This is a genomic window from Nostoc parmelioides FACHB-3921 (genome assembly GCF_014696625.1).
Taxonomy (GTDB): Bacteria; Cyanobacteriota; Cyanobacteriia; order Cyanobacteriales; family Nostocaceae; genus Trichormus; species Trichormus parmelioides.
Window position 1 is genome coordinate 215,332 of record NZ_JACJQL010000002.1, and the last position, 19,934, is coordinate 235,265.

At 41.3% G+C, this 19,934-nt stretch carries 20 protein-coding genes; 11 read left to right on the forward strand and 9 right to left on the reverse strand.

The features are described 5' to 3' along the window. Positions 1 to 10 precede the first annotated feature (10 nt). Positions 11 to 523 (forward strand): J domain-containing protein, encoded by a 513-nt coding sequence (locus tag H6G14_RS02780; protein WP_190565627.1) that lies wholly within the window; start codon positions 11 to 13, stop codon positions 521 to 523. A 20-nt stretch (positions 524 to 543) separates the two neighbouring features. Then, positions 544 to 816 (forward strand): DUF3143 domain-containing protein, encoded by a 273-nt coding sequence (locus H6G14_RS02785; protein ID WP_190565628.1) that lies wholly within the window; start codon positions 544 to 546, stop codon positions 814 to 816. 116 nt (positions 817 to 932) lie between these two features. Here H6G14_RS02785 and H6G14_RS02790 read toward each other — a convergent pair whose 3' ends face one another. From H6G14_RS02790 to lysA, 3 genes are all read right to left on the reverse strand, one after another. After that, positions 933 to 1,682, reverse strand: coding sequence for an isoprenyl transferase (locus H6G14_RS02790; protein WP_190565629.1), 750 nt, complete (start codon positions 1,680 to 1,682; stop codon positions 933 to 935). After that, positions 1,679 to 2,644: a diadenylate cyclase CdaA gene (cdaA, locus tag H6G14_RS02795; RefSeq protein ID WP_190565630.1), complete on the reverse strand. Its 966-nt coding sequence runs from the start codon at positions 2,642 to 2,644 to the stop codon at positions 1,679 to 1,681. The genes H6G14_RS02790 and cdaA overlap by 4 nt, the downstream gene beginning before the upstream one ends. A 151-nt stretch (positions 2,645 to 2,795) precedes the next feature. After that, the gene (lysA, locus tag H6G14_RS02800) at positions 2,796 to 4,190 is read right to left on the reverse strand and encodes a diaminopimelate decarboxylase (protein WP_190565631.1); all 1,395 of its coding nucleotides are present in this window, start codon (positions 4,188 to 4,190) and stop codon (positions 2,796 to 2,798) included. Positions 4,191 to 4,282: 92 nt separating this feature from the next. Here lysA and rimI point away from each other — a divergent pair, with 92 nt between their 5' ends. The 4 genes from rimI (at position 4,283) to H6G14_RS02820 (ending at position 8,456) form a co-directional block, all read left to right on the forward strand. Next, entirely contained in the window at positions 4,283 to 4,837 is a 555-nt protein-coding gene (rimI, locus tag H6G14_RS02805) for a ribosomal protein S18-alanine N-acetyltransferase (RefSeq protein WP_190565632.1), read from the forward strand. Positions 4,838 to 5,304: 467 nt separating this feature from the next. Further along, positions 5,305 to 7,776 carry an ATP-dependent Clp protease ATP-binding subunit gene (locus H6G14_RS02810; RefSeq protein WP_190565633.1) on the forward strand — a complete coding sequence of 824 codons (2,472 nt, stop codon included), beginning with the start codon at positions 5,305 to 5,307 and terminating at the stop codon, positions 7,774 to 7,776. Positions 7,777 to 7,900: 124 nt separating this feature from the next. Further along, positions 7,901 to 8,239, forward strand: a complete 339-nt coding sequence (locus H6G14_RS02815; RefSeq protein ID WP_190565634.1) for a DUF6972 family protein — start codon at positions 7,901 to 7,903, stop codon at positions 8,237 to 8,239. Beyond that, a complete protein-coding gene (locus tag H6G14_RS02820) occupies positions 8,187 to 8,456 on the forward strand; it encodes a hypothetical protein (protein ID WP_190565635.1) in 270 nt (89 codons plus the stop codon). Before H6G14_RS02815 ends, H6G14_RS02820 begins: the two co-directional genes overlap by 53 nt. A 164-nt stretch (positions 8,457 to 8,620) precedes the next feature. Here the strand turns inward: H6G14_RS02820 and H6G14_RS02825 are convergent, their stop codons facing one another. Together H6G14_RS02825 and H6G14_RS02830 are read right to left on the reverse strand one after the other, a co-directional pair. Next, positions 8,621 to 9,499 carry a hypothetical protein gene (locus H6G14_RS02825; RefSeq protein ID WP_190565636.1) on the reverse strand — a complete coding sequence of 293 codons (879 nt, stop codon included), beginning with the start codon at positions 9,497 to 9,499 and terminating at the stop codon, positions 8,621 to 8,623. Positions 9,500 to 9,533: 34 nt separating this feature from the next. Continuing rightward, positions 9,534 to 10,595 (reverse strand): reverse transcriptase domain-containing protein, encoded by a 1,062-nt coding sequence (locus tag H6G14_RS02830; protein WP_190565637.1) that lies wholly within the window; start codon positions 10,593 to 10,595, stop codon positions 9,534 to 9,536. Between the two features lie 374 nt (positions 10,596 to 10,969). Between H6G14_RS02830 and H6G14_RS02835 the strand changes: the two genes are divergently transcribed. Continuing rightward, positions 10,970 to 11,164, forward strand: a complete 195-nt coding sequence (locus H6G14_RS02835; protein WP_015136493.1) for a DUF6888 family protein — start codon at positions 10,970 to 10,972, stop codon at positions 11,162 to 11,164. Next, complete coding sequence (locus tag H6G14_RS33475) at positions 11,161 to 11,715, forward strand: DUF6887 family protein (RefSeq protein WP_242053328.1); 555 nt, start codon at positions 11,161 to 11,163, stop codon at positions 11,713 to 11,715. Before H6G14_RS02835 ends, H6G14_RS33475 begins: the two co-directional genes overlap by 4 nt. Positions 11,716 to 11,860: 145 nt before the next feature. Here H6G14_RS33475 and H6G14_RS02845 read toward each other — a convergent pair whose 3' ends face one another. Then, positions 11,861 to 12,616, reverse strand: coding sequence for a TspO/MBR family protein (locus H6G14_RS02845; protein WP_190565638.1), 756 nt, complete (start codon positions 12,614 to 12,616; stop codon positions 11,861 to 11,863). 652 nt (positions 12,617 to 13,268) lie between these two features. Between H6G14_RS02845 and H6G14_RS02850 the strand changes: the two genes are divergently transcribed. Together H6G14_RS02850 and H6G14_RS02855 are read left to right on the forward strand one after the other, a co-directional pair. Continuing rightward, complete coding sequence (locus H6G14_RS02850; RefSeq protein WP_190565639.1) at positions 13,269 to 13,631, forward strand: four-helix bundle copper-binding protein; 363 nt, start codon at positions 13,269 to 13,271, stop codon at positions 13,629 to 13,631. A 191-nt stretch (positions 13,632 to 13,822) separates the two neighbouring features. Next, complete coding sequence (locus H6G14_RS02855) at positions 13,823 to 14,620, forward strand: hypothetical protein (protein WP_190565640.1); 798 nt, start codon at positions 13,823 to 13,825, stop codon at positions 14,618 to 14,620. 134 nt (positions 14,621 to 14,754) lie between these two features. Here H6G14_RS02855 and H6G14_RS02860 read toward each other — a convergent pair whose 3' ends face one another. Both H6G14_RS02860 and H6G14_RS02865 read right to left on the reverse strand, forming a co-directional pair. Then, on the reverse strand, positions 14,755 to 16,596 hold the full coding sequence (locus tag H6G14_RS02860) for a tetratricopeptide repeat protein (protein WP_190565641.1): 1,842 nt from the start codon (positions 16,594 to 16,596) through the stop codon (positions 14,755 to 14,757). Between the two features lie 58 nt (positions 16,597 to 16,654). Next, positions 16,655 to 17,431, reverse strand: coding sequence for an ABC transporter permease (locus tag H6G14_RS02865; protein WP_190565642.1), 777 nt, complete (start codon positions 17,429 to 17,431; stop codon positions 16,655 to 16,657). 282 nt (positions 17,432 to 17,713) lie between these two features. Between H6G14_RS02865 and H6G14_RS02870 the strand changes: the two genes are divergently transcribed. Continuing rightward, the gene (locus H6G14_RS02870; RefSeq protein WP_190565643.1) at positions 17,714 to 18,862 is read left to right on the forward strand and encodes a DegT/DnrJ/EryC1/StrS family aminotransferase; all 1,149 of its coding nucleotides are present in this window, start codon (positions 17,714 to 17,716) and stop codon (positions 18,860 to 18,862) included. A 295-nt stretch (positions 18,863 to 19,157) separates the two neighbouring features. Here H6G14_RS02870 and H6G14_RS02875 read toward each other — a convergent pair whose 3' ends face one another. After that, the gene (locus H6G14_RS02875; RefSeq protein WP_190565644.1) at positions 19,158 to 19,901 is read right to left on the reverse strand and encodes a DUF561 domain-containing protein; all 744 of its coding nucleotides are present in this window, start codon (positions 19,899 to 19,901) and stop codon (positions 19,158 to 19,160) included. Positions 19,902 to 19,934 lie beyond the last annotated feature (33 nt).

Below are 19,934 nucleotides of genomic sequence, written 5' to 3' on the forward strand. Positions count from 1 at the left end.
GAACGGTGCAATGCCAAAAAGCAGTGAGCCTACATATTATTCTCTGCTAGGACTGCATCCCTCAGCATCGGTAATCGATATCCGCCGCGCTTATCGGGAACTGAGCAAGCGTTATCATCCTGATACTACAGAACTGCCTGCTGCTCTTGCTACTAGACAATTTCAGCAAATTAATGAAGCCTACGCCACTCTGAGTAACCCAGATAGGCGTTTAAATTACGACTTAAAAATAGGCTATTCTCGTTTTGGGGTAATTCAAGCACCGTCAGATTTGAATCGTCCTGCCTCTTATACTTACGATTACTCAAAATCAGCTTACCTGGATGCAAGCGATCGCCCCCTATCTTCCGGCGAAATCTTTGCTTTATTTATTTTGGGTCTAACGTTAGTCGGGTGTCTACTGCTAGCAATTACCATCGCCTTTATTCGTGGTGATGCACTTTTCCCAACACCCCTACAACAATCAACAGCTACACTACAACAATCAATTACTTATTTGTCACAAATTTGTAGTTTATTGTGAATTTGGAATTTTGAATAATTATGTCTCTTATCCCTGCTAACACTCCCTTATACAGCCATCCTCTACCACAAATTGAACAATGGTTAAAAGACCAAGGTTGTCAACAAGATGACACACAATTACACTGCTGGCGTGTACAGCGTCCCAGTTGGCAAGCTGAACTTTGGCTTGATGTTGAGCAAATTGTAGTCCGCTACGTCCAAGCTGGGGAAAATGGCCAAGATATTCAACGCGCGTTTAAATATTCCCTCAGTCGAGAAGATATTGAACAAGCCGTATTTTCTGGCCCGTAAAAGAGAGATGGGGAAGCAGGGGGAGTAGAGGAAGCAGGGGAAGCAGGGGAAGTGGAGGGACAAATCCCCAGTCCCCAATCCCCAGTCCCCAATTCCCAATTCCCAATCCCCAATCCCTAAACTTTCCCAAATCGCCGTTCTCTTTGCTGATATGCACATAAAGCCCGGTGAAACTCTGTACGGTCAAAATCTGGCCAGAGAGTATCAGTAATATAAATTTCCCCATAAGCCATTTGCCATAGTAAGAAATTTGAGAGGCGCATTTCGCCACTGGTGCGAATTAATAAGTCTGGGTCGGAAATTCCAGCTGTGTATAAGTGGCGTTCAAATACTTCTTCATCGATTTCATCTGGTTGTAGCAGACCTTGCTGGACTTTTTGAGCGATCGCCTGGCAAGCTTGTAAAATCTCCTGTCGTCCTCCATAATTGGTGGCGACAGAAAACCGAATACCGCGATTATTTTTAGTTGCTTCCATAGAACGGGAAATTTCTGCTTGCAGCGATCGCGGCAGAGCTGTTAAATTTCCCACAAACTGAATCTGCACGTTCTCCTCGACCATTTCCCGCAGTTCTTGACGTAAAACTCTCTGAAACAGAGTCATCAGAAACTCTACTTCTTCCTGTGGTCTTTTCCAATTTTCTGTGGAAAAAGCATAAGCAGTCAGCGCCTGAATCCCCCAGTCTCTACAGCAACGGAGCAAATCCTTAAGGGCATCTACTCCTCGCTTATGACCCATAATTCGGGGTAGACCTTGACGTTTAGCCCATCGACCATTGCCATCCATAATTACTGCAACGTGTTTGGGCAGTAGTTCTCGTTTCAAATCCAGGGGCAATTCTTGCAGTTCAGTTTGTTGTATTGTCATTTTTTATCTTGAGAAGCGGTCTTATCCCTACGGGGAAGTAAACTACGCGTTGCACGTCTAAGACGTGGTAAACCGGGTAAACGTGAAACCAGTGCTAGTGTCTTTTCACCTATCTGACGACCCAAACTGAACAAGCCAGGAGCAACGGCTTCCCGATCTACTATCGGGGACAATCGAGCCTCTAATGACTCTTTGAGCTTCCTAATTGTCAGGGGTCTATTTAGAGTTCCCCTTTCCGCTAAGGAAATAGAACCCGTCTCTTCTGATACAACTACACAGATACAGTTTTCGACCCGCTCAGTAATCCCCATTGCTGCCCGATGGCGTGTTCCCAACTGGCGTGAGGCTGTGCGTCCCGAAAGCGGTAAAATTATACCCGAAGATACGATCCTTGAGCCACGAATTAATGTTGCTCCATCATGTAATAGGGTTTTTGGCTGAAAAATTGTCTGTATCAGTTCCTTGGAAACGTCCGCATTGAGTTTGACTCCAGGCACAGAAAAATCTCGTTCGTCGATGGGGCCAGTGGTTTCCAAAATTAGCAAAGCGCCAATTCGATTTTTCGAGAGTTCCTTTACCGCTTCCACGATTTCATCAATTACACTATCAGACTTGGGAATGGTTAGATTGGCTGGTTGCAATAATTGTCGGAATTCACCACGCCCTAGTTGTTCTAAAAATCGCCGAAATTCTGACTGGAGAGCAACAGCCATTGCTACAGCACAGCCAATCACTAATTTTTCCAGCACAAAATTTAACAGTGGTAGACCAAATCTACCACTGAGTGCTGAAGCCAGCATCAATACAATAAATCCTCGCACCATCCACAATGTCCGGCGCTCACTAATGATCACTAGTATCATGTAGGTCAACACCAGCACCAATACAATATCCAGAGTCCCAAGTAGCAAGGACTGTGACCATCCCAGGTTTGTCAGCCATTGCTTCCCTAAATCTCTCATGACATCTGGATTCTAATAGTCATTTGTTAGTTGTCAGTGGTGAGCCAGTACGGTCTTGGGGGTTTCCCCCATGAGTAACTGGCAAACCCGGAGGGTCAGTTGCCAGTAGTCAGTCTTTTTTAACTACTGACTACTGACTAGTGACCACTGACTATTTAAGTCTTTCTGGTAAACAATCTTGTCGAATTAAGTCTTGATAAGTTTCGCGTTGCAAAATTAAGTTTGCTTCGCCGTTTGCCACTACAACTGCTGCCGGTCGGGGTAGGCGATTATAGTTAGAGGCCATACTGTAATTGTACGCACCAGTTGCCATAACTACCAGAATATCCCCTGGTTCAGTTTTGGGTAGTTGGGCATTTTTAATCAGAATATCCCCTGATTCGCAATGCTTACCCGCAATAGTAACTGTTTCTGTATGGGAAGCAGATAATTTATTGGCAATTACTGCCCGATAAACTGACTGGTAAGTAATTGGGCGTGGATTATCGGACATACCCCCGTCGATGGAAATGTAGGTACGGATTTCCGGTATTGTTTTAGATGAGCCAACAGTGTATGCGGTGACGCAACTGGTAGCAATGAGCGATCGCCCTGGTTCAGATAATAGCTTTGGTAAAGGCAAGTTTTCGGCTGCACAAGCTGCTTGCACAACTTCGCAAATCGCCTTTACCCATTCATCAATGCTTGGTGGATCGTCTGATTCTACATATTTAATTCCCAACCCGCCACCAACATTTAATTCGGTGATATTCAAACCATATTTATTGGCATCCCGCAACCACTGCACCATGACAGCCGCTAAATCCCGATGAGGTTGGCGCTCAAAAATTTGCGAACCAATATGAGCGTGTAATCCTACGCAGTTGAGACTCGGTTGCTGGCTGACAAATTCAAAAACCTCAGCCAAGTCGTTGGGGTCAAAACCAAATTTACTATCCAGGTGTCCTGTGCGAATGTATTCGTGGGTATGGCATTCTATACCTGGGGTCAGCCGTAGCATGATCCGAACTGGCTTATCTGTGTGGGTTAAACTTGCCAATGTACGCAATTCGTACCAATTATCTGCAACAATTGTTACAGCAGATTCAATTGCTAAGATCAGTTCCTCACGAGATTTATTATTCCCGTGGAGGTAAATTTTCGCAGGACTCACACCAGCAGCTAGGGCAGTGTAGAGTTCGCCTCCAGAAACTACGTCAATTCCTAAACCTTCTGAGCCTGCGATCGCACAAACAGCTAAACAATTCCATGCTTTAGAGGCATACAATACCTGAGATTCTCCAGGATAATATTTTTGGAAACCATCCCGGTATTGCTGACAAGCTGTCCGCAGGGTTTCTTCATCTAATATATATAGAGGTGAACCAAACTGCTCAACCAGAGTTGTGACATCACACCCACCGATTTCCAGGTTTCCTTGACTGTTAGCTTTAGCAGTTAGAGGTAAAAGTTCCTGGTTGGGAGAAATATTTGTATTTGTGTTGCGCCTTTGAGGTAGATACTGAGTACCAGCATCTTGAACCCCAGCCGGGTGAGTCGATACCATAACTATATAAATTGTCCTTGTTCAAATTACGGGCGTGAATTAACTGTCCCGATCCCAGTTTACAAAGGGTTTGTAATCTTATCCAAATAAAAGTGATCTCATCAAAATTAAAACTTCAATCACTCACCTCAAAGGATTTAAGTGCAATCCTCGAACTAGATCAAGCCTGTTTTGGTGGACTTTGGACTATGGAGGGCTACCAAAGAGAGTTGGATAGTCCCAACAGTGATCTACTCGGTCTATTTTCCCCCACTTCCCCTATCAAACTTTTGGGTATGGGGTGTTTTTGGTCAATTGTCGGAGAAGCCCACATTACAATTTTGGCTGTTCATCCCCAATATCACCGTCAAGGTTTAGGGCAGGCTTTATTATATTTTCTGTTGAGAACAGCGTGCGATCGCGGCTTAGAACGAGCTACCCTCGAAGTCCGAGCCTCGAACCTAGCCGCAATATCTTTATACCAAAAGTTTGGGTTCCAAACAGCAGGGCGACGGCGTGCTTATTATCAAGACAATGGTGAAGATGCCCTCATACTCTGGCTTCCAGACTTACAATATCCCCAGTTTCAAGAAAAGTTGCAGCACTGGGAAACCATTATTCAAGATGACCTGCAAAAATATTCTTGGTCATTAGTCATTAGTCAATAGTCAACAGTCAACAGTTCTCTTCTTCCCCTGCTTCTTCCCCACCCAACACATACCTTGGCTTAGTTGTCGATATGGAAAACAACTAAGTTAATGAGAAAATATCTATTTTTGCTGAAATCGATATATCAGAATATTTAATAAAAGAATATTCTTGCTTTTGAATAACATATCTAACTAGAGATACTCTTGATTAGAGTAGCCTATCTGTGCTAATAATAAATATTTGTGATCGTTTAATGAAATCACAAATTTAATAATCGTTTGTATTTTATTCAAGCCCAAAAATGCTGATAAACTCAAACTCCTCAGTAAAGTTGGCAGGGCGACAGTAATAAACAAATAATAATCAAGCCGTCAACTTGTGTGATAGCTGTTGGATGCTGATTATCTTTGGATACAGACATCCAAACTCTTAGCCTGTGCTAAAATCAGCGTACCGGCACGACGCAGGTGATGGGAAAAATGCCATGTTTGAACGCTTCACAGAAAAAGCCATTAAGGTAATCATGCTGGCCCAAGAAGAGGCCCGCCGTTTAGGTCACAACTTCGTCGGAACCGAACAGATCCTCTTGGGTCTGATCGGGGAAGGTACGGGAGTTGCGGCCAAGGTGCTGAAATCGATGGGTGTCAATCTCAAAGATGCCCGCATTGAGGTAGAAAAAATCATAGGCCGGGGTTCAGGCTTTGTGGCCGTGGAAATTCCGTTTACGCCACGGGCAAAGCGGGTTCTGGAACTATCCCTAGAAGAAGCGCGCCAATTAGGCCATAACTACATTGGCACCGAGCATCTGCTGTTGGGCCTGATCCGGGAAGGGGAAGGTGTGGCAGCCAGGGTGCTAGAAAACCTGGGGGTGGATCTATCTAAAGTTAGAACCCAAGTCATCCGAATGCTGGGAGAAACAGCAGAGGTTTCGGCGACCGGGCAATCGGGACGCACCAAAACACCTACTTTGGATGAATTCGGATCGAACCTGACCCAAATGGCAACTGATAACAAGCTTGATCCTGTGGTGGGACGCGCCAAGGAAATCGAGCGTGTGATTCAGATTTTGGGTCGCCGGACAAAAAATAACCCCGTATTGATTGGTGAACCTGGGGTTGGTAAAACCGCGATCGCCGAAGGTCTAGCATCACGCATCGCTAACAAAGATGTCCCCGACATCCTTGAAGATAAGCGAGTAGTGACACTGGATATCGGTTTACTCGTAGCGGGAACCAAGTACCGGGGTGAATTTGAAGAACGCTTGAAGAAAATCATGGATGAGATTCGTCAAGCGGGTAATGTAATACTTGTAATAGACGAAGTACACACCCTCATCGGTGCAGGTGCTGCCGAAGGCGCAATTGATGCGGCAAATATCCTCAAGCCAGCCTTGGCAAGAGGCGAATTGCAATGTATCGGTGCAACAACCTTAGACGAGTACCGCAAGCACATCGAACGGGACGCAGCGCTAGAACGCCGCTTCCAGCCAGTGATGGTCGGTGAACCCTCCGTCGATGAAACAATAGAAATTTTATATGGTTTGCGCGATCGCTACGAGCAACACCACAAGCTGAAAATCTCCGATGAAGCTTTAGTCGCGGCAGCAAAATTATCTGATCGTTATATTAGCGATCGCTATCTGCCAGACAAAGCCATCGACTTGGTTGACGAAGCTGGTTCGCGCGTGCGGTTGATGAACTCTCAGCTGCCCCCCGCAGCCAAAGAGTTAGATAAAGAACTGCGCCAAATCTTAAAAGAAAAAGATGATGCAGTCCGTTCCCAAGACTTTGATAGAGCTGGGGAACTGCGCGATCGGGAAATGGAAATCAAAGCTGAAATCCGCGCGATCGCCCAAAGCAAGACCAATGCTTCTGGTACCGAAGGTCAAGAACCTGTAGTGACAGAAGAAGATATTGCTCACATCGTGGCTTCGTGGACAGGCGTTCCCGTCAACAAGCTCACCGAATCCGAATCCGAAAAGCTGCTGCACATGGAAGACACCTTGCACCAGCGCTTAATTGGACAAGAAGATGCGGTGAAAGCAGTGTCACGGGCTATCCGTCGCGCTCGTGTCGGTTTGAAAAATCCCAACCGACCCATTGCTAGCTTTGTCTTCTCCGGGCCTACTGGTGTAGGTAAAACCGAGTTGGCAAAATCCTTGGCTTCATACTTCTTCGGTTCCGAAGAAGCAATGATCCGCTTGGATATGTCCGAGTACATGGAACGCCACACCGTCAGCAAGTTGATTGGTTCACCTCCTGGTTATGTTGGTTATAACGAAGGTGGTCAATTAACCGAAGCGGTACGCCGTCGTCCTTACACAGTGGTGCTGTTCGACGAAATCGAAAAAGCCCACCCCGATGTCTTCAATATGCTGCTGCAAATTTTAGAAGATGGTCGGTTAACAGATGCCAAAGGACGCACCGTTGACTTCAAGAACACCTTGCTGATTTTGACATCCAACATCGGTTCCAAGGTAATTGAAAAAGGTGGTGGAGGTATCGGCTTCGAGTTCTCCGAAGATCAAACCGAAACACAATACAACCGCATTCGCTCCTTGGTGAACGAAGAACTGAAGCAATACTTCCGTCCTGAATTCCTCAACCGTCTAGATGAGATTATCGTCTTCCGTCAGTTGAGCAAAGCCGAAGTTACCGAAATTGCGGACATCATGCTCAAAGAAGTGTTTGGTCGCCTCACCGAAAAAGGTATAACTTTAGAAGTAAGCGATCGCTTCAAAGGCCGCCTCATCGAAGAAGGTTACAGCCCCAGCTACGGTGCAAGACCGTTACGTCGGGCAATTATGCGCTTGTTAGAAGATAGCCTAGCAGAAGAAATTCTGTCAGGTCGTATCAAAGATGGCGATGTCGCCCTCATTGATATTGATGAAAACGGCAATGTGCAAGTTACTTCTCAACAGCGCCGGGAATTGTTACCCCAAGGTGTTGAGTCATAGTTAAAGTTTGGGATTTGATTCTCAAATAAAAATTAGCAAGCGGTAGAGGATAAATTTCTCTACCGCTTTTGTCTTGTTGTCGGTTATCGCTAGGCTGTTAATGTCCAGCATAAAAATATCAAAAATGAAAGGAATCGAGCGTCAAATTATTCTTGATGTGAGACAAGTTGCCAAACACATAGCAGATACGCCTCAAATGCAAAGACTTCTTAAACGAGGACTAGCATCTCATGTATTTGACGATGAGACTACCATGAACCGAGTCGCTCAAGCCATAATAGAAAATGGAGAGTTCACTGGAATCATTCGCAGCTATGAGCGATACGGAATGTTTTTTAATGAACGGATAGGTTATAGAATCAGTCCAGATGGTAGCCGTATTCCACTTTACTATGGGGAGATAAAAATCAATGCAGACAACCAATACCACGTCATCCCCCGCACCAGACCTAGTGAAGAATAACTGGGACTTTACAGAAGTATGGATTGACCCAATGTTGTCGCCTCCATACATTCTTTTATTACTCTGTGATAGTAAGCAAAACTGTCAAATTTATGATCCTAAACAGGGTGATAAGGTTGTATTTTCTAGTAATAATTATGAAGCTGCCAAATTATGGTTACTAGAAGATGAGTATGAACCAGTTGAAGGTAGACTATTAGCTAAAGAATTATTTTAACTGGAGCGATGGGTATACTCGCAGAGAAGCGATCTGATAGCATAGTCTCGTAAGCTAGGATAAACACAAGCCAGCAATTATTTTTATGCAAGATATTGCAATGGCTATTGCTGCGGTCATGGAGTATTTCTGATAAAATTAGCGGAATATGATTTTAGATATTTTCATTTCAAGTAATTATCTATTTGCTGAATAAACCAATTGAGCGTTTGCTCTATTTGTTGATAGTCTTTTTTTTCATAAAATATTTTAAGTTCATTAGTAGGCTGTTCTTTATTTAGAGAAACTTTAACCTTATTACCTAAACGGTGTCCTAATATATTTAAATTACTCTCAATATAATTGTGAATTGAATTATAATTTAAATATTCATATTTCAAATCAAACAACTGAATATAAGCATATGACAATCCCTTTTCAGGTTTTTTCACAGTAATTATCATTGAATTTTTCTTAATTACAAATTCAAAGAATATATTTTTTATATCTTCCTGAGAAATACTGTTATTTAGATTTTGGAGGATTATTTTGATAGATTTACCTTTAGCTTCAACTCTTTCTGTTAGCGATTTACCATTACTATCTGCATGACTAGCGATATCTCTAATATTCATGATGTGAGTAATCATTTTATATTCTTTATCCTCATAAGATTTGAAATTTTGTTCTCCCCCTCTTATAACTTTAAAAAAATCTTTTAATTTATTTATTTTATTATAATTACTATCTTGCTTTCTTTCAGGAGAATTGTGATCTGTAAATTTATCAAGTAAAATTTCTATCTGTAGGTATACATATCGACAAAATTCTACAAAGTTATCACTGATGAGATGATTAGCTGATTGTTCATTGAATTCCTCAAGTCTCTTTCTTAATTCCTGGTTTTCTAATTTATTTAACCACTTATAAATTGAGTAATCAAATAAATGTATTTTATTTTCGTCTATTTTAATATCTTCACTGGATAATTTCTCTATATATGAAGAAATGCTTTTTAAATTCAAGTTAATTTGTTGTAATACTTTTTGGATTTTTGTGTCCATTTATTAATGTTCACCTTTTTTGCCAAGTGTTTTTCTATAAACTTGCTAATATTTTATATTGCTGCATATATTTTTTATATATAGTATCATTCTTTCCTTTTACCATACCAATGAACTCTATTTTACCTAGAATTATTTGCTTGAAACTATGTTGTTCTTTCTGATTAAATCTACTTCTAAATTCATGTTTTCTTTGATACTCTTTTTCAGCATCTTCAAGCCCAAATTTAGCCCAAGCGTGAAGCATAGCACGAACTTGACGTATATAATTACGGTCAATATTTGGAAAAATATTTGTTGTTAATCCCGTTACTTCTTGATGATTCCCTTTTATTTGTAATCTAACTTTTGACTCATTTACCTCAAATCCATTTTCACTAATAATTTGTATTAAAGTATCGCCAACATTTAATTTTTCTTCATTTTCATCATTGACTATATATGCCAAATCTCTAGGAAACTTAGGTAAGGTTGTCGAGAAAGTAATATCATCCGCATATCTTGTATAAGTAGCTTTGCATTCTTTAGCCAACCTCTGCAATTGACTATCCATCTTGGCACAAATCATGTTAGTGATTATCGGTGAAGTTGGCGCGCCTTGAGGTAACTGGTTGTTATGACAACAAATTTGCGCTAAAACTGTAGCAACTTCTGGATGTAATCCATAGGGGGTAGCCATGAACATACCCCGCACCCTACCAAAATTGATGGAAGGAAAAAAATCTTTTAAGTCAATGTTGAAAACGTAGCGTTTCTTAGCATGAGCTTGAGCATTAGTTACGATATTTTTTCCCATGACAAACCCATGAACAGATGGCTTTATCTCATATACTGCTTGTAAAACTTGATTAAGTTTTCTTTGAATAATTTTTAGTGCAGTTATCGGAGTTGATATTTGACGAACACCACCAGACTTTTTTGCAATCTCAAAAGTTGTATAACGTTGGTTAGGGTCAACAACATATATATGATAAACAAGACGAGGATAGGAAACTCCTAAAAGGTCAGCTATATCAGATGCTTGTTTTAGAGAGTAAAATTTTTCTCGCAAAGATTCGGGCGTGTCTGTGAGAACTAACTTAGAACTGTCTTTCACCTTGTCTACTGACTTATCCTTAATTAGCTATTTTTTAGAGAACAGTCATACAGAGATTAAGCTTTAATATAATGCCATACCCATTCTGACAGTGAAGAATTATAAAAAATATCACTTGCGGGTGTATTCTCGCCTATTCGGATAAGGAAAAGGAGTCAATTCAGAAGAACGGAATCCTCGTAAAGCTGACCGTGAAATACACCGTCGCAGGATCAACAACGGAAATCAATACCTAATTCCGCAAGTGATATTAAGTGTTTCGTCTTGAAAATCATTAAAATTCAATGATTAAGACTTACTGTAAGCTATTTTACACTTAAAGTCACTATTGTATTCTTATACTCAATAATAATATCCTGCCAAGTCAAGTACGGATGAAACCTACAAACGAACAAACTCAGGGACTCTACAGACTGTGTTATCGACTCACAAATGTCATTTATCCTGGATGGCAATGCAAAAGCATCGAACTTGTTAGAGTAGATGAACGTACTGGCAATTTATATGTACTTGCGGCTGGAGAAGATATGGACTTCGAGATTAAACCAACCGGAGGCTTTGAACCATGACAACAACTAAGTACCAAGCAATGAGCTTGAATGAATTACGCCGCTATGTTCTTACCCATCGAGAAGATATTACAGCTTTTCATGTATATATTGATCGTTCAAAGTCTGAAGGAAGAATGATCAGTTTAGATATAAATGATGAGAATTGGGAAGACAAAGTTAAAAAGGCAATCAAAGATAGTTCAACTGCTATTCGTTGGTACTGTGACAAAACAGTAGGAAATAGCGTTGAAGTTAAAACAATTAGTCAATGGTGGAATCAGTTAAATAATAAAAGCGTTACAATATATCACATTACGGGCATGGAAATTGATAAAGAAACTGGTATTTGGGAAGCGATTCAACTTACCCCACCAGTGCAATTAAAAATTGCTGAAACACATTTAGAAATTGGACGATTCACTACATTAGTTCAATACAAAGACCAAGATGGATGGACTAATCAAATAGAGGCAGTTGCTATTGATTTAGATATTGAAAAGCAAAATTTATTTATTTGGCCGAATACATCAGCAGAAGTCTTTATTGTTTCTCAAGAGACAACCTCATGATATGACATCAAAATTTGAAATACCAAAAATTTATTAATTGGTAGAGAATTAATTATTCCCTACCGCTTTTCATTTATGTTGAATACATATTCAAAAGCAAGGTGATATGTGTTATTGCTTTCCTTTCAAGGTGAATGTTGAGTATTTATTTTTCCACTGGTGTGAGTTTTACAGGATACAATGGCTCAGATCCATTTAATTGCCAAATTCTCAATACCAATGCAGCCGCTACGGTTAGCCATACACAAGAAAATGATAAAATCATTCCCGCTATAGGATTTGTTTGCCAATAAATTGCTGTCACAACTACGGCAGATAACCAGGGGCCTAAAATCACTACAGGAACAGCTGCGCCTAGTCTTCGTTCTACGGTAAAAATCGTATTCCAAGTATCTCCTAAAGCCAGATGTACTATAAATAGAATGAAAGGTGTTACTAAAAACTGGTGATTCATTTGCTGCCAAACTAATACTGAAGAAATTACCCGCAAAACTGCAATTATCATCCAAACTATGGGAAATGCTAAGGGTGGAGGAGACCATCTTGGTCTGATTACTTGGTCATAGGTCTGGCGAGAACGGGTATTATCTAAGAGAGAAAAAATTCGGGAACGAATACTTAATAGAGTAAAAAATAATGCCGTTAATAAAGTACTAAACCAATTGGGAAAAGAAGAGTTGTTATCTATCAAGATGATTAATTTTTCCATTCCCAGCAACGCAAGAATCATTGCTCCTATTTGGAGGATAGTTCCTAGTTTATAAACTACGACTGCTTTGATATCTAGTTCTTGTGTAGCGGCTATTGATGTATTTGGTGATTGTTGTTGATTACCAGTTTTCACACCCATTATTGTGTTGACAAGTTGTTCCAGTATTCCACTGTTTTGGGATTTATTCATAATTAAGTAAATGCAGTAATTTGTAATTATTAACAATGATTTATTATATGATGATGTGATACCTAAAAATAATATTTATCACTATTTTAAAAGATTTTACATTTTGGATTTTGTAATTAACTTTTTGCAATTTATACTAGGACTACTATTTGATTTGTTAATTATACGTAGGTATTGCCCATCAAAACCCGGATATGGTGAGGCAATGCCCACCCTACAAATACTGACATTTGTTCAATATTCAAATATGATTTTTATAGTTTTTAACATCTAGCTTGGAGATGATGTAACTTAATAAAATATGTCTTCATATAAATTAATAAATCTTTTTCAAGGTTTTTGTCAAAAAAATATGACTTTAACTTGAGTAATTTTTAACTTCAATGTTTGATTCTGGGTGAAAATTTTGGCGAGTCTTAACCAATCCTAATCGGTTACAGGTGTTTGCGAGGCTTGATTGGTAAGAACTTCCGCAAGTATCACCCAAAATCCTTGTGGTTTAAGGCTAAAATACCAGTAATTCTATCGGGAAAGTAGGCTTATAAATTTCTATGTTGAAAGTACTATTGATTCCTTAAAAAGATATGGTTACTGTTATGAGTAGTCCTTGTAAAAGACTATTTGTACATCAAAGATTCACGAGGTATTTCCTATGATGATGATGATGACTGAATCTATGACTGCCGAAATGCAAGCCTGTATGAAAGCTTGTATGGATTGTCATAAAATGTGCATGGAAACCATGACCTACTGCATGAGCAAGGGCGGTATGCAGATGGACATGAGCATGATGGGGATGATGCGCGACTGCTCAGAAATGTGCATGATGTGCGTGAATATGATGATGGGTGGTTCCGAATTTATGGGACGCACTTGTATGCTGTGTGCGGAAATGTGCGATCGCACTGCAATGGCTTGCGAACAAATGAGCGATGATCAAATGATGATGGATTGTGCAATGGCTTGTCGTAAATGTGCAGAAGCTTGCAGATCCATGCAAATGATGCCTGCTTAATTCCATAACTTAGCAGAAGTTTCTCTGCAACCTAATATTCAAGCGCTCAGGCTGTTTAGTCTGGGCGCTTGAAGTTTGAAGAAGGTTTTGAAATTTTCACCCAGAGCGCAAGAGTGTTGTTTAAGTAGCCGCGACAATCATCTATTCAGGTTAAATTACGAATTACGAATTATGTCTGTGGCTAAGGGTAGATGAAACACTTAAAATCCCGTTCCCAAGACTTGCGGAGCTTGTTTGAGAACAATATCACAATTGAATATGTGGCAGAACCCCTGAAAGCCGTACCAGCAGAAGCGGAATTAGTAGAGGTGTTGGGGTGGATGCGATCGCAAGATTTTGATGTTGTTGGCGTGGAAACGGGTGACACAATCACAGGCTATATTGAACGCTCTAGTTTGGTGCAGGTTAAATCTGGTAAGTGCGGTGACTATCAGCGAGTGTTTCATCCTAAAGAACTGATTGCGATTTCTACACCACTGATGAAGTTACTACCCATATTGCAACAGAACCCGCGTTTGTTTGTTCTCGACTGTAATCAGGTGAGTGGGATTATTACCTGTGGCGACTTGCAGAAAGCGCCTGTAAGAATGTTGCTCTTTGGTTTAGTTACTTTGCTAGAAATGAATCTGCTGAGATTGGTAAGGCTTTACTATCCCCAAGACGCTTGGCAGAAAGTTCTCAAGCCTGATCGCCTAGAAGTTGCGCGCAGGTTGTGGCGTGAGAGTCAAGAAAGAAACGAAGCCACAGATTTACTAGATTACCTGCAATTTTGTGACAAGCGAGAGTTAGTTTTACATCAGCCAGAACTGCTGGAACAACTAGAACTAAAATCAAAACGCGCTGGTGAACGGTTTTTAAAATCTGCTGAACAATTACGCAACCGACTAGCTCACGCCCAGAGTTTAGTTAGTGGTTCTTCATGGAATGATTTAATTTCTTTAGCAGAAGCGATGGAAAAGCTCTTAATTCGCTGTGAAGAAATAGAGTGAATCAATTCAAAATAGCCTTCGGCAAGGCTTGCGCCAACAAAATTCAAAATACCCTACGGGAAGGCTACGCCAACAAAATTCAAGATTAAATACAGCCAAACACATGGGGGGAGGCAGTCTCATGGGCTGTGAAGTTATATATCCTCCTGATACTGTGCTAACAATTTTGGAATGTAATCATATCCATCCACACCAATAATTGATATGATTCTACTGCGGCTTTGCTGTAGTAAATTTTGAAAGGCTTCTAACCCAATTTGTCCTTGTAAAATAGTCAATAATCCGGCTGCTTGTCGCCATTCTAGGGAGGCAATTTGCTCTAATAAATACATTCCTAGACAGCCAGTATAAACGGCTTTTTCCAAATTTTGTAATTGATAACAAGCTTCCGCAAGATAAGCTAAATTGCGACCTTGGAGATACAAATCACCAGAAATTTGTGCTGTTTTAAAACCATCTTCTAAATATTTAATAGCATCTTGTGGTTGACCAATAACTAAATATGCAATACCTAAACTACTGACACATAAAGCTTTACTTTGAATATCACCTGATTTTTCTGATAACTTTAACCCTTGTTCTAAATAACTAATTGCCCTTTCATAGGTTTCTGGCTCTGCTTGCTCCAGCTTTTGCGCCTGCATCACTTCGCTGTAACCTAGATTTACCAGTGCATTAGTCTCGCCTGTCTTATCACCTGCTTGCCTACTCAACATTAATGCTCTCTGACTATTATTGATCGCCTCAGCATAATCTTGCTCTTGTACATAGGTACGGCTGAGGTGATTGAGATTGGCGATTTCACAGGGGCGATCGCCAGCGTTCCTGGCAATTTCCAATGCTTGCTGGTGAAACTTGATAGATCGCTGATATTGCCCCAATGCCCGTTGAGAATAACCTAAAAGGGTCAAAATTCGCGCTTTCTCTTGGGTTCGCTCAACTCTACGTAAGGGTTCATCCAAATAATCTAAAGCATCCCGCAAATAACTACCAGAAAATGACGCAAAAATCCCACCGTAAAGAGGAAAATAGGGACGCTGGGCAAAGGTTCGCAGGGTTTGCAGCATGATTTGCGAACAGCCATTACTGTATTCTTCTTTACCTTGAAAACCGCTTGCTAACTGACTCCAAAGCACTGCAAAAGTCAAGAAAGTAGAAATTGACAACTTTGATCCTGCTTGAATATTGTATGCTTGCTGGTCAAACCAGTTAACTAACCCTCGTTGCAAATACTGGAAAATTAACGCTATTTCTACCCAATCAGCGAGAGTAATACTACTATGCTGTTCTACAAATGGGATGGCAGATTGTTCTACAGCTAGGCTGCGAAATAACGCTTGGGGTAATTCACTATTGACTTTTTTTGCCCAAGTTGCCCAAGGGCCAGTTTCTCCTGGTACACCACCAAACCCCAACGCTTGATTAGACTCATACATCCAGCTAACTAGGTGTTCTTGTAACCTTTGCCAAGCTGCTACACCACGGATGATTCCTTGTGATATTTGCTGGATATCAGGATCAAACTGAGCGAATTGCTGTAATGATTTGCCTAACTGCTGGAGTTGCGACAGATTTAGGGGGTTTTTTAAATTAGGGTCAATAATACGTAAAAATGTAGCTAAACGATCGCTTCCTGATGCTGTAGTGATTTCCTGCACGGCTGAGGCGATCGCTTCCGTGGCTTTATTTTGCTCGGCGTATCTTTGCCATTGACTTTGAATCGTCTTAATAGCTCGTAAACTCCGGTTAGCCTTAGCCTTTTTCAACTCATCTTGTTCGCTATCCACCAGAGCTTGGCTAGTATTGAGGCGATCGCTTAAAACCAACTCAAACACTTCCCCAGTCCCCGCAAGTATACCTTTTTGCAGCATTTGATATACCATCTCCACAGAGCTAACTTTGCCCTGAAGAGTCATCTGGACAATTTCATCAATGAGAGCAAGATAGCGATCGCGCAATGGCAAAGATTCTGTCACTTTAGCTAATAGAGAACGTCACGTTAATTTTAATTTTAGGCTACACCACTTATTCTACTCACCTTACCAACTGCGCCGCAGAATTAAAAAACTGCCGACACAATCCTTTAGTTAGTAAAACAGTTGTTAACAGGTTGGCGATCGCAACCATGAAGATAATCACAATCTCATAGGATACCGCATCCAGCGCATTAATCCCAGCGAGTAACTGTCCGGTGGTGATTCCGGGGATAGCTACCATTCCGACAAGCATCATTTGATTCAAGGTGGGGAGTAATGCGGCTCTGATTGCGTCCTTACGGTATTGGCTAACAGCTTGTGCTGGAGTTGCACCCAAGCTCAAATGGGTTTCGATTTCCGTGGAAAAAGAGTTCATCGAACTGACAAGCCGTTCCCCGGCGATCGCCGCCGCATTCATCGCATTACCCAACACCATCCCCGCCAGAGGAATTACATAGCGCGGTTCATACCATCTATCTGGTTGAATGATTAAGAAAGTGGTGTAAAACACAGTCAGGGCAGTACTTATGAAAATTGCTCCCCATACCAGAGGCAATACATAAGGAATTTTCTGACTGATGCGATTTCGTGCGACAATCGCCGTAATCGTCAGTATCACCCCTAAAATCGCCAAAACTGCCCAAGGATTGTCCAGAGCAAAGATGAAGTCTAAAACATACCCCAAAACCAATAACTGTAGGATAGTTCTGCCAGTAGCGATCGCTAAATTCAACTCTAGCCCCAACCCTTCCCAAGCAGACAAACCAATAGCGATCGCCATCAATCCCACCGCCATCACCAAATCCACTAAATCCAAACTAATCAAACCCTGCATCTCTTCTCCACTCCCTAATTAGTCAATAGTCCAAAATTTGACCATTCTTAATTTTGAATTTTGAATTTTGAATTGGTATGACCACCACTATGTCAGTTGTCGAACAGGCACTCATAACTTACCACTGTTCTAAGTCTTACCCATAAAATTACTTCAGTAATAATTCTTGTTTAATGCGTATCTAGAGCGACAATCTTTTTAAATTTCTTTAAAGAAAAATTTCCCTAGTCAAAATTGACACTCGGAATGTATTCTTTGTATCTTCAGACAAAATGAAAACTCATGATCCAAAGCCTAAGTTCGATTCCCGCCTTTGATATCAAGCAGCAATATGCTTCCATAGAAGCCGAAGTCAGCAGAGCCGTTGTCGATACGCTGGCTTCTGGGCGTTATATTGGTGGCCCTCCAGTCGAAAGTTTTGAGCAACAATTTGCTGCATATCATGGCGTTACTGATTGTGTAGCCTGTAATTCTGGTACAGATGCTCTATTTTTAGCTTTACGCGCCTTAGGAATCGGTGCAGGCGATGAAGTAATTACTACACCCTTCACCTTTGTCGCTACGGCTGAAGTGATCAGCGCCGTAGGTGCAAAGCCGGTATTTGTTGACATCGATGAAACAAGTTTTAACCTCGATTTACAGCAAGTGGCGGCGGCGATTACACCCAAAACCAAAGCGATTATCCCAGTGCATTTATTTGGACAGCCTGTGGATATGACAAAGCTCATGGCGATCGCTCAAGCTCACAATATCGCAGTAATTGAAGATTGCGCTCAGTCCACAGGCGCGACTTGGGACGGCAAAAAAGTCGGTAGTATTGGACATATTGGCTGTTTTAGCTTCTACCCCACCAAAAATCTAGGTGCTTGCGGTGATGGTGGCGCGATTACAACCAACGATCCAGAAATTGCTGCCAAGGTGCGGATCATCAAGGAACATGGACAGAGACATCGTTATCAATATGAAGAAATAGGTGTTAATAGCCGCTTAGATGCGATTCAAGCAGTAATTTTGCAGATTAAACTACCTTATCTTGATACTTGGAATCGCCAAAGACAAGCGATCGCCGCCTATTACCAAAAATATCTGAGTCAAATTCCCGGTATCATCCCCCCGCAAGAACTAGCTGGTGGCGTGAGCGTGTGGAATCAATATACTATTCGCGTCATCACCGCAGGACGGAATGGTAATAGCGCCACACACCGGGAGGCGGTAAAAAATAGCTTACAAGAAAAGAAAGTAGGCTCGATGGTTTACTATCCTTACCCTTTACATTTGCAGCCAGTTTATCAATATCTCGGTTATCAACCAGGACAATTACCAGTTGCCGAACAAGCTTGCAATGAAGTTTTATCCTTACCCATGTTTCCTGAATTAACAACCGAACAGCAAGATCAAGTGATTTATGCGCTGAAGGATATTCTTTTGTAAGAATTGGGGAGAAAAAAGTAGAAAGTCAAAAGTCAAAAGGCAAAAGAAAAAATCTTGTACCTTTTGACTTTTTCCTTGGATTGGGGATTGGGGAACATATTTTAACGTGAATTCGACGGAACCTAACCCCAACCCATTCCCTACAAGGGAAGGGGCTGAAAATCTATAACTGAGTACCAAATAATCAGGGTTTTAAGCCTCTCTCCGCGTCGGGGAGAGGTTTGGAGAGGGGTTCTTCCGAATTTATCGAACTCACGTTATTTTAGATATTCCTCCCTCATCCCCTTATCCTTAACTAGACGATTGCACGATTAACGGTTCCCAAAGCTTCTACCAAGCCGCGTACAGCCGCAATCATCGCTACTTCGCTGTTGAGTTGGTTGATAGCAGAACCGACACCAACACCAGCCGCACCGGAGGCGATCGCCAGAGGTGCAGTCACATTAGAAATACCGGAAGCACACAATACTGGTACTGATACAGCACGAGAAATTTCATAAGCTGCTGCCAAGGTGGGAGCAGCTTTTTCAATTAATCCCAGGCTTCCAGGGTGAGTAGGCTGGCTGCTTGTACCGCCTTCGGTTTGAATGATATCTGCTCCAGCTTTTACCAATTCTTCGGCTAGCTGTACCTGTTGATCTAGTTCTAGGATATGAGGAACAGTCACAGACAGGGTAATTTCGGGTAAGAGTGCGCGGGTTTGTTTAGTCAACGCCAATACTTCCGCAGCCTCAAATCTGCGTCCTTGAGCATAAAAAGCATCAAAATTACCGATTTCAATCAAATCTGCACCAGCTTCTACGGCTGTGACAAATTTTTCTGGCTCTATTGCTGATACACAAACTGGTAAATTAATCAATTTTTTAGCTAACTGAACCAATCCAGCATCGGCGGCGATATCTACAAAAGTTGCACCACCAAGTTCAGCAGCTTTAATAATAGCTGCAACGCTATCAGCGTCAAAGTTGTTCAAACCACTAATTACTTTCAGTACACGGCCGTTGGTAAATGCCCGTTGTAGTGTAGAAGACATAGCCATAGTTATTCTGTTGAAGCTACGAAAATTAGGTTT